Source organism: Amycolatopsis sp. NPDC005232 (assembly GCF_040607795.1).
Lineage (GTDB): Bacteria > Actinomycetota > Actinomycetes > Mycobacteriales > Pseudonocardiaceae > Amycolatopsis.
Genome location: NZ_JBEXHL010000002.1, coordinates 256,327 through 270,676, shown reverse-complemented (window position 1 = coordinate 270,676; position 14,350 = coordinate 256,327). Strand labels below are relative to the sequence as shown.

The 14,350-nt window shown below is 70.5% G+C and carries 13 protein-coding genes and 1 pseudogene; 11 read left to right on the top strand and 3 right to left on the bottom strand.

Annotation, left to right across the window (positions count from 1 at the left end):
- Positions 1 to 29: 29 nt before the first annotated feature.
- Positions 30 to 1,349: a PQQ-binding-like beta-propeller repeat protein gene (locus ABZU76_RS04960; RefSeq protein ID WP_354865179.1), complete on the bottom strand. Its 1,320-nt coding sequence runs from the start codon at positions 1,347 to 1,349 to the stop codon at positions 30 to 32.
- A 241-nt stretch (positions 1,350 to 1,590) separates the two neighbouring features.
- On the opposite strand from ABZU76_RS04960, the gene ABZU76_RS04955 reads away from it, so the two are divergent.
- A complete protein-coding gene (locus tag ABZU76_RS04955) occupies positions 1,591 to 2,154 on the top strand; it encodes a hypothetical protein (RefSeq protein WP_354865177.1) in 564 nt (187 codons plus the stop codon).
- Here ABZU76_RS04955 and ABZU76_RS04950 read toward each other — a convergent pair.
- Both ABZU76_RS04950 and ribB read right to left on the bottom strand, forming a co-directional pair.
- On the bottom strand, positions 2,141 to 2,797 hold the full coding sequence (locus ABZU76_RS04950) for an HAD family phosphatase (RefSeq protein WP_354865175.1): 657 nt from the start codon (positions 2,795 to 2,797) through the stop codon (positions 2,141 to 2,143). The genes ABZU76_RS04955 and ABZU76_RS04950 overlap by 14 nt on opposite strands.
- Positions 2,794 to 3,440, bottom strand: a pseudogene (gene ribB, locus ABZU76_RS04945) (3,4-dihydroxy-2-butanone-4-phosphate synthase). Before ribB ends, ABZU76_RS04950 begins: the two are co-directional and overlap by 4 nt.
- 204 nt (positions 3,441 to 3,644) lie before the next feature.
- Here ribB and ABZU76_RS04940 point away from each other — a divergent pair.
- From ABZU76_RS04940 to ABZU76_RS04895, 10 genes are all read left to right on the top strand, one after another.
- On the top strand, positions 3,645 to 4,925 hold the full coding sequence (locus ABZU76_RS04940) for an acyl-CoA dehydrogenase family protein (RefSeq protein WP_354865173.1): 1,281 nt from the start codon (positions 3,645 to 3,647) through the stop codon (positions 4,923 to 4,925).
- Complete coding sequence (locus ABZU76_RS04935) at positions 4,922 to 5,926, top strand: phosphotransferase family protein (RefSeq protein ID WP_354865171.1); 1,005 nt, start codon at positions 4,922 to 4,924, stop codon at positions 5,924 to 5,926. The genes ABZU76_RS04940 and ABZU76_RS04935 overlap by 4 nt, the downstream gene beginning before the upstream one ends.
- 104 nt (positions 5,927 to 6,030) lie before the next feature.
- Positions 6,031 to 7,068 (top strand): LLM class flavin-dependent oxidoreductase, encoded by a 1,038-nt coding sequence (locus tag ABZU76_RS04930; protein ID WP_354865169.1) that lies wholly within the window; start codon positions 6,031 to 6,033, stop codon positions 7,066 to 7,068.
- Positions 7,065 to 8,636 (top strand): long-chain fatty acid--CoA ligase, encoded by a 1,572-nt coding sequence (locus tag ABZU76_RS04925; RefSeq protein WP_354865167.1) that lies wholly within the window; start codon positions 7,065 to 7,067, stop codon positions 8,634 to 8,636. Before ABZU76_RS04930 ends, ABZU76_RS04925 begins: the two co-directional genes overlap by 4 nt.
- A complete protein-coding gene (locus ABZU76_RS04920; RefSeq protein ID WP_354865165.1) occupies positions 8,633 to 9,751 on the top strand; it encodes an LLM class flavin-dependent oxidoreductase in 1,119 nt (372 codons plus the stop codon). Before ABZU76_RS04925 ends, ABZU76_RS04920 begins: the two co-directional genes overlap by 4 nt.
- A gap of 28 nt (positions 9,752 to 9,779) precedes the next feature.
- Positions 9,780 to 10,580 (top strand): alpha/beta hydrolase, encoded by an 801-nt coding sequence (locus ABZU76_RS04915; RefSeq protein WP_354865163.1) that lies wholly within the window; start codon positions 9,780 to 9,782, stop codon positions 10,578 to 10,580.
- Entirely contained in the window at positions 10,577 to 11,290 is a 714-nt protein-coding gene (locus ABZU76_RS04910) for an SDR family oxidoreductase (protein WP_354865161.1), read from the top strand. Before ABZU76_RS04915 ends, ABZU76_RS04910 begins: the two co-directional genes overlap by 4 nt.
- Before the next feature lie 148 nt (positions 11,291 to 11,438).
- Positions 11,439 to 12,527 carry an LLM class flavin-dependent oxidoreductase gene (locus ABZU76_RS04905; RefSeq protein WP_220245167.1) on the top strand — a complete coding sequence of 363 codons (1,089 nt, stop codon included), beginning with the start codon at positions 11,439 to 11,441 and terminating at the stop codon, positions 12,525 to 12,527.
- Between the two features lie 83 nt (positions 12,528 to 12,610).
- Complete coding sequence (locus tag ABZU76_RS04900; RefSeq protein ID WP_354865159.1) at positions 12,611 to 13,096, top strand: flavin reductase family protein; 486 nt, start codon at positions 12,611 to 12,613, stop codon at positions 13,094 to 13,096.
- Complete coding sequence (locus tag ABZU76_RS04895) at positions 13,096 to 14,337, top strand: bifunctional 3,4-dihydroxy-2-butanone-4-phosphate synthase/GTP cyclohydrolase II (protein WP_354865157.1); 1,242 nt, start codon at positions 13,096 to 13,098, stop codon at positions 14,335 to 14,337. The genes ABZU76_RS04900 and ABZU76_RS04895 overlap by 1 nt, the downstream gene beginning before the upstream one ends.
- Positions 14,338 to 14,350: the final 13 nt, after the last annotated feature.

Sequence of the window (14,350 nt, the reverse complement as noted above, 5' to 3'; positions counted from 1 at the left end):
CGCGAAGGCCGACGCGGTGGCCGGACCGATCACTTCTTGACCGGATACGCCTTGGGCGCGCCATCCTCGTCGGCGGTGATGCCGGCGTACGCGCTGACCAGGACGGGCGCGGCACCGACGCCGTCGGTGGACCGGTCCTTGCCGGTTTTGGCGTCCAGCACGATCGGCTGGCCGCCTTGGGTCTTGCCGTACAGGGCGCCGTGCCAGGCGACGGTGACGCTCGGCGCGACGCGGTTGGTGGCCTGGTCCGGCAGGCTCCACAGTTTGGCGGCGGTCTTGGCGTCGTAGCCGGTGAGCACGCCGTCTTCCTCGCACGTCAGCACGGACTGCTGGTCGTAGAGGCACTCGCCGTAGGTGCTGATCCCGAAGTCGTGTGCGCCTTCGATCTTGGCCTTCTCGGCGCCGGTGGCGGGGTCGAGGAACAGCAAGAAGGAATGGCCGGAGCCGTAGTCGGTGCGGTTGGCCACGACGAGCGCCGGATCGGCCTGGACCATCGTGAGCCCGTAGGACTCGCGCGCACCGATCCACTTCTGCTGTCCGGTGAGCAGGTCGAGCGCGGTGGCCTGGGTCATCGAGGAGTTCTCGGGCACGTTGAAGTCGGTGCCGACGAGGATGTCGCCGTGGAGGCTGCCGGCCACGTAGTCCTTGCGCTGCCACAGGGTTTTGCCGGTGGCCGGGTCGAGCGCGGCAGTCACGTGGTCCTCGTCCTGGCTGTAGCTCGCGACGACGGCCTTGTCGGTGACGGCGACGACCTGGGTGACGGCGTTGCCGGCGTCGGCGTACTGGTCGTCGGACACCTTGATGTCCGCCTGCCAGGCCTTGGTGCCGGTTTCCTTGTCTGCGGCGACCACCGACAACGTGATGTAGGACGGGGTGGTGCCTTGTTCCGGCATGAGGACCGGAACGGCGCCGACCGCGAGCTTGTCGCCGACGGCCGGCGGGCGCGGTCCGGTCTCGTTCACGAACGGTGTGCTCTGGTTGTACGGGTCGCCGGGCTTGCCGGCGACCGCGACGGTCCACTTCTGCCGGCCGGTCAGCGCGTCCACCGCGTTGAGCGCGGTCGGCGTGATGATGTAGGCGGTGCGGTCGCGCAAGGTCGTGAACGTCGACACGACGCTGCCGGCCACGTTGGCGCGCAGTGCCTCGGCGGGCAGGCCGACGCCGGCGCCGGTGTCGAACGCGGTCGGCGGATCGGCGGTCGTGGCCGCGGGCTCGGTGGACGCCGGTTGCTGCCCGGCCGGTGCCGATCCGGACGGCGCCGAAGCGGTGCCGTCGTTCGTGCCGCCGCCGCAGCCGGCGACCGTGATCGCTGTCCCCCAACACGCCACGAAAACCAGAGCTCGTCGCATGTGCGCCTGCCTTCCCCCAAGGTCCACTGCTTCGACCGCCGCACCATAGCCGAGCGGATGCGGGCGATGTGGCAGTTCACGCGAATGTGTCACTATTTCCTGCTCAGGGGGATGTATCGGCGAAGATCTCCTGGTGAAGACCGCCTCCGCGCGAGGATTCGTCCGGGTTTCCGGTTTCGCCCACCTGCTCGGCGGCTGTCGCTTACTCTCCGAAGGTTCTCACTGAGGGGAAAGGTGCTCCATGTCCGTTCGCGCGCTGGTCGTCCTGACCACGGGTGCTGCCCTGCTGATCGCCGGATGCTCGAGCGCCGTCGGCGGCTCGGCGGCACCGGCTTCGTCGAGCAGCCCGACGCCACCGTCGACGGCTGCCTCGTCCGCACCGCCGTCGACCTCGACGCAGCCGGCAACCTCGTCGTCGGCCGGCACGACCCAGGCGACGTCGGGCGGCTCGGAGAAGTCCACCGCGGGCGCGATCACGCGCTACGAGGCCTTCCTGCACGCCGTCGGCAAGGAAGATCTCGCCACGGCCTGCGAAATCGCGGGCCCGGCCGCCAAGAAGGCCGAGGACGAAGGCTGGGGTCCGTGCGAGCAGACGTTCCCGATCACGTTCCAGATGATCTCCGCCCAGCAGAAGGCAGCGCTGCGCGGCGCCACCGTCGACAGCGGCCGAGTCACCGAAACGAGCTCGACGAAGGTCGAAATCCCGGCCACCGCCATCCGCGCCAGCGTCAAGTTCAGCGACAGCGACATCGGCGACGCCACCATGGCGTACCGCGGCGGCCAGTGGTTCGTCATCGACGACTGAGCAGCTGGTCCACGGTCTTCGCCGCGATGTAGGCGTCGGTGGCGTGGTGGGCGGCGAGGGCGAGCGTCGCGCAGTCGCGCGCGGCGGTCGGGTTGGGGATGGCGAGCACGGTCATGCCGGCCGCGTGGGCCGAGCGGATGCCGGAGCTCGAGTCCTCGACGGCGAGGCACCGCGCCGGGGCCTGGCCGAGGCGCTGTGCGGCGAGCAGGTACGGGTCGGGCGCGGGTTTGCCGCGGGTGACGTCGTCGCCGGTCACCGTGGTGCGGAAAGGAAGGCCGAACGTGGTGATCGCGGCCTCGACGTACGGGCGGGGTGAGCCGGAGACCAGGGCGACCGGGCCTAGTTCAACCGCGGTCGCGACGAGGTCGGCGGCGCCGGGGACCAGGCCGAACTCGCCGCGTCGAACAGCCGAGACCATGCCGTCGACGCATTCGGCGACGGCGGACTCCGGTGTGAGGCCGGCGCAGCGAGAGGCCAGGTACGCGGCCCAGTGCGCGGTGCTCTTGCCCTGGATCGCGGCCCAGTCGGCGGGGGCCCACGCCTCCCCGTGGCGGGTGGCGACCGCGGCGAAGACCCGGTTCCACGTGGTGGCGCTGTCGACCAGGGTTTCGTCGAGGTCGAAGACGGTGGCGGTGAGCGTCACCGGGCCGCCGCGGGCTGGGGCGCGAAGGCGCAGATCTGCTCGATCGACGTGACCTTGAGCCACAGCCGGTCGGCGAGCGCGCGCAGCTGAGGCAGGCGGGCGACGCTGCCGTCGTCGTTGCACACCTCGCTGATCACGGCCACCGGCGCGAGCCCGGCCAGCCGCATCAGCTCGACGGACGCCTCGGTGTGACCGCGGCGCTCGGCGAGGCCGCCGGCCCGCGCCCGCAGGGGGAACACGTGCCCCGGCCGGCACAGCGCCCCGGGAGTGGTGGTGGGGTCGGCGAGCAGGCGCAGAGTGTGTGCGCGGTCTGCCGCGGAGATGCCGGATTCGATGCCTGCGGCGGCGTCGACCGACACGGTGTAGGCCGTGCCCGCGGGGTCTTCGTTGGCCTGCACCATCGGCGGCAGCCGCAACCGTCGGCGATCTCCGGAGTCATCGGCGCGCAGACCAGGCCGCTGGTGTGTCGCAGGTAGAAGGCGAGGGCCTGGGGTGTGGCGTGTTCGGCGGCCATGATGAGGTCGCCCTCGTTTTCGCGGTCCTCGTCGTCGACGACGATCACCGGCCGGCCGGACCGGAGGTCCAGGAGCGCGGCGGCGACGGTGTCCAACCCGGACGAAGGGCGAAGTTGTGCGGGGATCATGGCCGCCGACTTCAAGGTCGCGGTGTCCCGGTCACCGGGACGAGCCACTCCACCGTCGGGTACCGGCTCCCGTCGGGTGACGCCCGGTTGCGCCGTGTGGCCCAGCGACTGTGGAAAGCCACAAAAGCCCGCCGCCGCACGGCTGGTTCACCCGTCGCGCCCTTCCTAGCGTGAGGGGCGTACGGCGAACCGGAAGGGCGGCAGATGACCTGGGACTTCTCCACGGAACCGGAGTTCGCGGCGAAGCTGGACTGGGCGCGGGAGTTCGTGCGCGCCGAGATCTATCCGCTCGAGGTGCTGGATCTCGACCACGCGGGGTTCCGGCGGATCGCGAAGCCGTTGCAGCAGGCGGTGAAGGACCACGGGCTGTGGGCCGCCCACCTCGGGCCCGAGCTCGGCGGGCAGGGCTACGGCCAGGTGAAGCTCGGGCTGCTGCACGAGATCCTCGGGACCACCGAGTTCGCGTCCTACGTCTTCGGGTGCCAGGCACCGGACTCCGGGAACGCGGAGCTGCTGGCGATCGCGGGGACCGAGGAGCAAAAGGCGCGATGGATGCGGCCGCTGCTCGACGGCGAGCTGCTGTCGGCGTTCTCCATGACGGAGCAGGGCACCGGGTCGGATCCGCGGCAGTTCACGACCGCGGCCCGGCTCGAGGGCGACGAGTGGGTGCTCGACGGCGCGAAGTGGTTCGTCGGCAATGCGTCGCGGGCGGATTTCCACATCGTGATGGCCGTGACGGAGCCCGATGCCGATCCGTACCACCGGATGTCGATGCTGATCGTGCCCACCACCGCGCGGGGGATCACGACGCGCGAGATCGGGCTGATGAACGACCCCGACCACAAGAACCCCATCTGGTCGCACTGCGAAGTCGGGTACGAAGGCGTGCGGATCCCCCAAGAGAACCTGCTGGGCGAGCGCGGTGAGGCGTTCGCGTTGGCGCAGAAGCGGCTCGGGCCCGGGCGGATCCACCACTGCATGCGGTGGGTGGGTGTGTGCCGGCGGGCGTTCGACATGTTGTGCGAACGCGCGGTGAGCATCGACGTGCACGGGGGACCGCTCGCGGACAAGCAGACGGTGCAGAACTGGGTCGCCGACAGCGCCGCGCAGATCGAGTCCGCGCGGCTGCTGACGCTGCAGACGGCGTGGCGGATCGACCAGGTCGGCGCGCAGGCCGCGCGCACCGAGATCGCGATGATCAAGTACCACGGCGCCACGGTGCTGCACGACGTGATCGACCGCGCCATCCAGGTCCACGGCTCGCTCGGCTTCTCCACGGACATGCCGTTGGAGCAGATGTACCGCTGGGCCCGCGCGGCGCGCATCTACGACGGGCCCGACGAGGTGCACCGGGTGACCGTCGCGCGTCGGCTGCTCAAGAAGTACCAGCCGGCGAAGGTGCCGACGGAGCACATCCCGACGCGGCGGGCCGCGGCGCTGGAGAAGTTCCGTGACCGGCTCGAAGAGTTCACGGCGGCCCAGTGAGCACGCGGCTGCTGGACCGGTCGCCGGCCGGCTGGCTCACCGCGCACACGGGCGACCCCGGGCCCTGGGAGCTGCGGAAACTGACCGGCGGGAACTCCAACGAGACGTGCCTGCTCACCGGCGACGGCACCAGTTACGTCCTGCGCCGGCCGCCCGATCACGCGTTGTCGGCGTCGGCGCACAGCGTCGCGCGGGAGCACCGGCTGCTGACCGCGTTGGCTCCCACGAAAGTCCCCGCGCCGAAGCCCATCGCATTGTGCGAGGACCCCGAGCAGACGCTGGCGCCGTTCCTGATCATGGAGCACGTGGCCGACTCGGTGTCGATCACGGACACGCTGCCCTACCCCGCCCAGGACCTGACGCAGGTGGCCGACGAGGTCGTCGACGCGCTCGCCGCCGTCCACACGCTCGACTGGCAAGCCGCCGGGCTGACCGGGTTCGGGCGGCCGGAGAACTTCCTCGATCGGCAGGTCGAGCGCTGGTACCGGCAGTGGGAAGGCATCGCGCGACGGCCGCTGCCGGCGATGCCGAAGATCGCCGCGTGGCTGGAGCAGAACAAGCCGGAGCCGAGTGAGCCCGCGCTGCTGCACGGCGATTTCCACCTCGACAACTGCCTGTTCTCCGTGCACGAACCGCGCCTGAAAGCCGTGATCGACTGGGAGATGGCCACGATCGGCGATCCCCTGCTCGACCTGGGGTTGCTGCTCGCGTTCTGGGGTGGCCGCGGCAGTGCGATGCCCGCCGTCCAGGGCGTCTCCCGGGCCCCCGGCGCGCCGCCGCGCGAGCACCTGGTCCAGCGCTACGAGCAGCTCGTCGGCCGCGAGCTCCCGCAGATCCGCTACTACCAGTGCCTCGCGCTGTTCAAGCTCGCCGCGATCGTCGAGGCCGCGTGGTCGCAGTTCCTCACTGGAGATCTCACCAGCGCCTACGCCGCCGCGCTGGAGCACGACGTGCCCGCGCTCCTCGACGAGGCCCTCGACACGGCGGGGGTGACGCCGTGACGTTGGAGCGAGCCACAACGGCCCGCGCGATCGGGGCTGGCCTGCCGCCGGCCGGCTGAGCACGGTGGGAGACAACCAGCCGCTACGTCGACAAAGGAGACGGCGTGACCGAGCAAAGCGTCAATTTCGGGCTCTGGTACGACTTTCGCAACCCCAAGCAGTGGTTCCGGCCCTTTTCCACGCTGTACCGCGAGGCGCTGGACCAGCTCGCTTGGGCGGAGAGCGTCGGGATCGGCTCGGTCTGGTTGACCGAGCACCACTTCTGCGAGGACGGCTACACGCCCTCGCCGTACACGCTGGCCGCCGCGATCGGCGAGCGCACGAAGACCATGCGCATCGGCACGAACCTCGTGATCGCGCCGCTGCACAACCCCGTGCGTCTCGCCGAGGACGCCGCGACTCTGTCGCTGCTCACCGGCGGCCGCTTCGACCTCGGGCTCGGCCAGGGCTACTGGGCGCCGGAGTTCGCGGCGTTCGACCGCAACCTCAAGCACCGGCCGAGCCTGCTCGAAGAGAGCGTGGCGGTGATCCGCCAGGCGTGGTCGGGTGAGGAGAAACCGTTCGAGGGCAAGCGGTTCTCGCTGCCGTCGGTGCGGATCACGCCGAAGCCGGAGGTCGTCCCGAAGCTGCTCGTCGGCGCGATGGCCGACCCGGCGATCGAGCGCGCGGCGCGCATCTCCGACGGGTTCCTCAGCACCCAGAACGTGCACCAGCAGTCCTATTTGGACGCGCTGGACCGCGTGGGCAAGTCCTCGGCCGACGGTCAGATCTTCGCCGGCCAGTGGGCCGTGATCGCCGAGGACCCGGAGCGCGAGTGGGCGCGGATCGGGCAGTACGCGTTGTACCAGCTCAACAACTACATCGAGTGGGGCGCCTTCGGCCCGCCCGACGTGGTGCCGAAGTTCGAGAACGCGGACCAGATCGTCGAAGGTGGCGCGTTCCAGCTGTGGGACGTCGCCACGGCCGTCGACGAGCTGACCGCGCTGCTGAAGGACAAGCCGCAGATCAAGGACGTGCACTTCTGGGCGCAGCTGCCCGGAGAGCCCGTGGACAGCGGTTCGGCGCGCATCGAGCTGCTGGCCACGAAGGTCGTGCCGCAGGTCCGTGAGCGCCTGGGCGAGAAGGCGGGGGTGGCGGGGTGAACCAGCCGCTCGTGCTCACCGACCTCCTGCACCGTGCGCGGGAGTTCTTCCCCGCCCAGGAGATCGTGGAGTACGGCGGCGGTGCCGAGACGCACCGGTACACCAACCGGGACTTCCACGAACGCGTTGTCGCGCTCGCCGGAGCCCTGGTCAGGCTGGGGGTGCGGCCCGGTGACCGGGTCGCCACCCTCGCCTGGAACCACCACCGCCACCTCGAGCTGTACTTCGCCGTGCCGCTCGCGGGCGCCGTGCTGCACACGGTGAACTTGCGGCTGGAGCCGACGGAGATCGCGTACGTGCTGGGCCACGCCGAGGACGTCGTGGTGTTCGCGGACCTGTCGTTGCTGCCCCGGCTGGAGGTGGCGCGGGCGGAGCGGCCGGCGATGCCGGTCGTCGCCACCGACGGCCCCGCGCCGGGCGCGCTGGACTACGAGGACCTCGTGGCCGAGGGCCCGGCCCTGGAAAACCCGCCGCGGATCGACGAAAACGATCTCGCCGCGCTCTGCTACACCTCTGGCACCACCGGCCGGCCGAAGGGCGTCGGCTACTCGCACCGGTCGCTCTACCTGCACACCTTCGCCGCCTGCCTCGCTGACGGCCACGCGATCAGCGAGCGCGACACCGTGCTCCACGTCGTGCCGATGTTCCACGCCAACGCGTGGGGAATCCCGTTCGCCGCGCTCATGACGGGCGCCAAGCAGGTGCTGCCCGGTCCCCACCCGGTGCCGGCCGAGATCGCGAAAATCGTCGAGGCCGAGCGCGTGACCTACACCGGCATGGTGCCGACCGTCGCGGCCGACCTCGTGCGGCACGTCGCCGCGACCGGCGCCGACCTGAGCAGCCTGCGGGCGCTCGTGCTCGGCGGCTCGCCCCCGGACGACGAGCTGCTGCGCGCCCTCGATTCGTTGGGCATTCCGTCGTTCCAGGGCTGGGGGATGACGGAGATCTCGCCGATGGGCACGTTCTCGCGACCGCTGCCGACCGTGACGGATCCGGCCGAACGGCGCCGCAGCGTGCGCAAACAAGGCCGGCTGCTGCCCGGCCTGCGCTGGCGGCTCGTCGGCGAAGACGGCACCGACCAGCCCCACGACGGCGTTTCGCGTGGTGAGCTGCTGATCCGCGGGCCGTGGGTAGCCACGCAGTACTTCCGCGACGAGCACCCCGACAGCTTCGCCGACGGCTGGCTGCGCACCGGTGACATCGCGACCATCGACGCCGACGGGTACCTGGAGATCGTCGACCGCGCCAAGGACCTGATCAAGAGCGGTGGTGAGTGGATCAGTTCCGTCGCGCTGGAGCAGGCGCTCACGGCCAACCCCGCCGTGGCCGAGGCCGCTGTGGTCGCCGTGGCGCACGAGCGTTGGCAGGAACGGCCGTACGCGCTCGTGGTGCTCGAACCCGGCCGTGCGGACACGTCGGCGGAAATCCTCGCTGACCTGCGTGAACGCGTGCCGCGCTGGTGGCTGCCCGAGGGCGTGCTCGTGGTCGGGGAGCTGCCGCGCACGAGCGTTGGCAAGATCGACAAGAAGGTGCTGCGCGCGAAAGTGGCCGCGGGTGGTGCCGGATGAAGTTCGGCGTCTTCTACGTCCTCGAGTGCCGCGACCACGACTTCCGCCGCGCGTACGAGGAGATGCTCGCGCAGATCGCGTACGCCGAGCAGCTCGGGTTCGACGAGGTGTGGCTCGCCGAGCACCACGGCAGCGACTACGGCTCGATGCCGTCGCCGCAGGTCGCGGCCGCCGCGGTGGCCGAGCGCACGAGCCGGATGCGCATCGGCATCGCCGTCAGCAACCTGACCTTCGACTGGCCCGTGCGCGTGGCCGAGGACTACGCGATGGTCGACGTGCTGTCCAACGGCCGGCTCGATTTCGGTGCCGGCCGCGGGTACCAGCCGGGCGAGTTCCACAACATGGGCGTCGGCGACCGCCAGGACGTGAGCCGCGAGGTGTTCGATGAGGCGCTGGAGATCGTGCGCGGCCTGTGGAGCAAACGCGCGGGCGAGCCGTTCTCCTTTCACGGCAAGCACTTCGACCTGACCGAGGTCGACTGCCGGCCCACGCCGGTGCAGCGCCCGACCCCGCCGATCTACGTCGCGTCGATCAGCCCCGAGACCTTCCACCTGGCGGCCGCGCAGGGGTACAACCTGCTGGTGACGCCGACGTTGATGACGTTGCCGGAGCTCAACCGGCTGGTGGTGGACATCAAGCGTTCGCTCATCACCGGCGGCCGCGACCCGCTGTCGCTCGACTTCCCGATGAACTGGCAGGTCCACCTCGCCGACACCACCGAGGAAGCACTGGCGAACGTCGCCGAACCGCTGTCCTGGTACTACCGCCACGTGCTCGACCTCGTGCCGAGCGGGCCGCGGGCGCCGCAAACCTACGAGCGTTACGCGGAACTCGTTGCCGCGTCGGAGGAAGCGGGCGGGCCGACGCTCGACGGGCTGCGGGAGAGCGGCGTGGTCTACGTGGGTGACCCGGCGGGGCTGGTCGTCGAGATCGAGACGCTGTACGAGGAAACCGGGCTGCAGCACCTCATCTGCTGGATGCGCATCGGTGGCCTCGCGCACGAAAAGGTGCTGCACTCGCTGGAACTGTTCGCCGAGCACGTGCTGCCCCGCTTCCGCGACCGACCGCCGGTCGTGCCGCGGGCATTGCGCGCCGAAGTCGCTGCCATCCATTGAGTTTCATCGAGTAGAGAGGCGAGATCCCATGGGCTACCTAGAGGTCGAAGACGGCCGGCGGGTGTACTTCGAGCACCACCGGGGCTCGGGCCGCCCGATCGTGCTGATCCATGGCTGGGGCGCGACCGCACGCTGCTGGGACACGACCGTGCCCGCCTTGCGCGCCAACGGGAACGAGGTCGTGCTACTGGACCAGCGCGCGTGCGGCCGTTCGGACAACGATTTCTCCGACGTCACGATCTCCGCGCTGGGCTCCGACGTCGCGCGGCTCGTGGAGGACCTCGGCCTGCGTGCGCCCGTGGTCAACGGCTGGTCCCTCGGCGGCGCGGTCGCCGTCGACGCGGCCGCGAAGTTGGGCTCGAACTGCTCGGGGTTGGTCTTGACCGGTGGCGCCACTCCGCGTTACACGTCCACTTCGGACTGGCCGCACGGCGGTGGGGTCGACGACGTGAAGGCCGTGCTGGGCGCGGCCGCCGCCGACCGCGCGAACACGTTCAAGGGCGTCGCCGAAGCCGTGTGCGCCGAGCCGCAAACGGCTGACACGCTCACCTGGCTGTGGGGGATGTTCATGGAGATGGGCCCGATCGGCGACGAGTCCCTGCTGGACTTGGCCGAGCTCGACCAGCGCAAGATCCTCGGCGGGCTCGGCGTTCCCGTGCTGTTCCTGCACGGGCGCAAGGACGCCTTCGTGCCGTTCTCGGGCGCCGAAGCCGCCCGTGACCTGTGCTCCGACGCGCGGCTTGTGGAATTCCCCAACGCCGGCCACGCGCCGTTCCTGGAGGACCGCGACACCTACCTCGCCGAGCTCACCGGCTTCCTGAACCGATGACCACCTGGCTCGTCACCGGCGGTTCGCGCGGGATCGGCCGCGCCGTCGTCGACCACGTCGCCGCCGCGGGTGACAACGTGGCGTCGCTGGCGCGTTCGGCCGGCTCCTCGCCGCCGGCGGTGCCGAACCGCGTGCTCGAGGTCAAGGGCGACGTGACCGACGAGGACTCGATCCGCCGCTGCGTCGAGGCCGTGACCGAGCGGTTCGGCTCGATCGACGTGGTGGTCAACAGCGCCGGCGTGCACCGCGGCCGCCGCATCGACGCGCTCGCCAGATCCGCGTGGGACGAGGTGCTCGCCACGAACCTCACCGGCGCGTTCGAGGTCTGCCGCGCGGTGGTGCCCAAGCTGGCGCGCGGTTCGGCGATCGTCAACGTCGGTGCGGTCGTCGGGTTGCGTGGTTTTCCCGGCGACGTCGCGTACGGCTCGGCGAAGGCGGGGCTGTCAGGGCTGACGCAGGTGCTCGCCGTGGAACTCGCTCCGCGAGGTGTGCGCGTGAACCTCGTGGTCCCGGGCTTTGTGGACACCGACATGACCGCGGGGCTCAGCGATCGGGCCCGCAAGAGCATCGTCGACAAGATTCCCGCCGGGCGCATCGGGACGACGGCTGAGATCGCCGAGGTCATTGTGGCCGTGGCGCGCTCGACGTACATGACGGGCGCGACCGTGCCCGTCGACGGCGGTCTGCTCGCCACATTCGGCGGCGGCTGACCCGCGCGTTTTGTGTGGACCTCCAACAGTCGCACGTGAAGAGCGTTCTTCCCGCGCCCGGTCCTGGTTAGCGTCGGAAAACGAACCAGGGCACGCCCCACCCGTAGACGGAGAACACCGACCACCCCACGAAGAAGGAGAACCACCCATGGACGTCGGAATGCTGCTGGTCTTCCAGAACTGGTTCGAGGACGTCAGCGACCACGAGGTCTTCACGCGCGAGCTCGAGATGGGCGTGCTGGGCGAGCAGTACGGCTTCGATTCCGTCTGGTCGGCCGAGCACCACTTCGACGACTACTCGATGTGCCCGGACAACCTCCAGATCATGGCCTACCTCGCCGGGCGCACGTCGAAGATCAAGCTCGGCACGGGCGCGGTCATCCTGCCCTGGAACGACCCGCTCCGCGTGGTGGAGAAGGCCATCATGCTCGACCACATGTCCAACGGGCGCCTGCTGCTCGGCATGGGCCGCGGCCTGGCGAAGATGGAGTACGAGGGCTTCCGCGTCGACATGAACGAGTCGCGCGAGCGCTTCGACGAGGCCGCCGCGATGATCATCCGCGGGCTGCAGAACGGGTATGTCGAGAACGACGGCAAGTATTACAAGCAGCCGCGCGTCACCGTCCGGCCCGGACTGGCCGGGCACTCGTGGGAAGGCCGGATCTTCGGCGTCGCGATGTCGCCCGACTCGATCCCGGCCGTCGCGGAGCTGGGCGCGCAGATGATGACGTTCATGCAGTACGACTTCGCGCAGCACCTCGAGGCGATCGACCGGTGGCGCGGCCTGCACCGCGAGAAGCACGGCACCGAGCCGGGCGCGCCGCTGATCCAGGACTTCGTGTACTGCCACGAAGACCCTGAAGAGGCGAAGCGCATCGCGCACGAGCACATCTCGCGCTACTTCCTGTCGGTGATCAAGCACTACGACTTCGCCGGCTCGCACTGGCGTGAGACGAAGGGCTACGAGGCCTACCAGGCCGGCGCCGACATGATCCGTGAGGCGGGCATGGAAACGGCGGCGAGCGCGTACGTCGACGCGAACATCTGGGGCACACCCGAGGAGATCGTCGAGAAGTACGCTGCTCGGCGCGCGCAGGGTGGCGAGCTGATGGCCAACGCCGCGTTCTGCTTCGGCGGCCTGCCGCTGGACAAGGCGGAGGCGAGCATGCGGTTGTTCGGCGAGAAGGTGGTGCCGCAGCTGCACAAGATGTCCTCGCGCGCGCCCGCGGGGGTGTGAGGCCGGGCCGTGGCCCGGGTTCCGCCCGGGCCACGGCACCTTCTCAGACCTTCGGGCTTTCGGACTGGAGCTGGATGGAAACCGTGACCAGACCGGCATTCGCCGAGCAGTTCCGCGAAGTGATGTCGGGCGTGTGCACCCCGGTTTCGGTGGTGACCGCCCTCGACGGCACGCGGCCGCACGGCACGACGGTGAGCGCGTTCGCGTCGCTCTCGATGGACCCGCCGATGGTGCTCGTGTCGCTCGACCGCACGTCGGACCTGCTGGCGGTGGTGCGGCGAGCCGGGCGCTTCGGGCTGAACGTGTTGGAAAGCCGCCAGGCGAAGCTCGCGAAACGCTTCGCCCGCAAGGGAATGGCCAAGTTCGACGGCGTCACCTGGGAGCTCGAGGACGACCTGCCGCGGCTCGCAGGCTCGTCCGGCTGGGTGGCGTGCACCGTCGAGAAGTTCATCGAAGGTGGTGACCACGTGGTCGCGCTCGGCCTGGTGGAGGCGGCGGACTCGCGGCCGCTCGCGCCGTTGACCTACCACGCGCGCACCTTCGGCACCCACACGCGGACGGACGCCTGATGGCGCCGGGCGAGCAGGTGCAGCACGCCGTCGCGGCGTTGGCGCAGGGCCGGCTGGTCGTGGTCGTCGACGATGCCGACCGCGAGAACGAAGGCGACCTCGTCGGTGCCGCGCGGACGATGACCGCTGAGCAGATGGCGTTCCTCGTGCGGCACACCACGGGGATCGTCTGCGCACCGATGCCCGGCGAGCGCGCGGACGCGTTGCGGCTGCGGCAGATGGTCGCGGACAACACCGACGCGCACGGCACGGCGTTCACGGTGAGCGTCGACCACCTCGCGAGCGGCACGGGCGTGTCGGCCGCGGACCGGACCACGACCGTGCGGGCGCTGGCGGACCCGGCCACGAAACCCGGTGAGCTGCGCCGGCCCGGCCACGTTTTCCCGCTGCGAGCGCGTGAAGGCGGCGTGCTCGTGCGGGCCGGGCACACGGAGGCAGCCGTCGACCTGCTGGCGATGGCCGGCGCGGGTGACGTCGGCGTGATCAGCGAGCTCGTGGCCGACGACGGGTCGATGCTGCGGGGCGCCGCGGTGGAGGAGTTCGCCGCGCGGTTCGACCTGCCGTTGCTGCGGATCGCCGACCTCGTGCGCTACCGGGGCGCGACGGAACGCCTGGTGGAGCCAGTGGCGAGCGCGGCCATGCCGACGGCGTTCGGCGACTTCCGCGCGGTCGCGTACCAGTCGGTGCTCGACGGCACGGAGCACCTCGCGTTGGTGCGCGGCGACGTCGCGGCGGCAGGGCAGTCGTCTGCCGGTGCCCTGGTCAGGGTGCACAGCGAATGCCTCACCGGCGACATCCTGGGCTCGCTGCGTTGCGACTGCGGCGCACAGCTGGAATACGCGCTGCGGGAGATCGCCGCCGAGGGCGCCGGGGCGGTCATCTACCTGCGTGGCCACGAGGGCCGCGGGATCGGGCTGGCGCACAAGATCCACGCGTACGCGCTGCAGGAGCAGGGTCTGGACACCGTCGAGGCCAACCTCGCGCAAGGCCTGCCGGTCGATTCGCGCAGCTACGGCATCGGCGCCCAGATCCTGACCGACCTCGGCGTCCGCCGCATGCGGCTCATCACGAACAACCCGGCCAAGTACGGCGGGCTCGAGGGCTACGCGCTCGACATCGTCGGGCGGGTGCGCCTGCCCGTGACGCAGACGCCACACAACGTGCGTTACCTGCGGACCAAGCAGGAGCGCATGGGCCATGACCTGGGCGTACTCGCTTCGGGCATGGACGGGAGCGGGTGAGGTAAGGCACCCT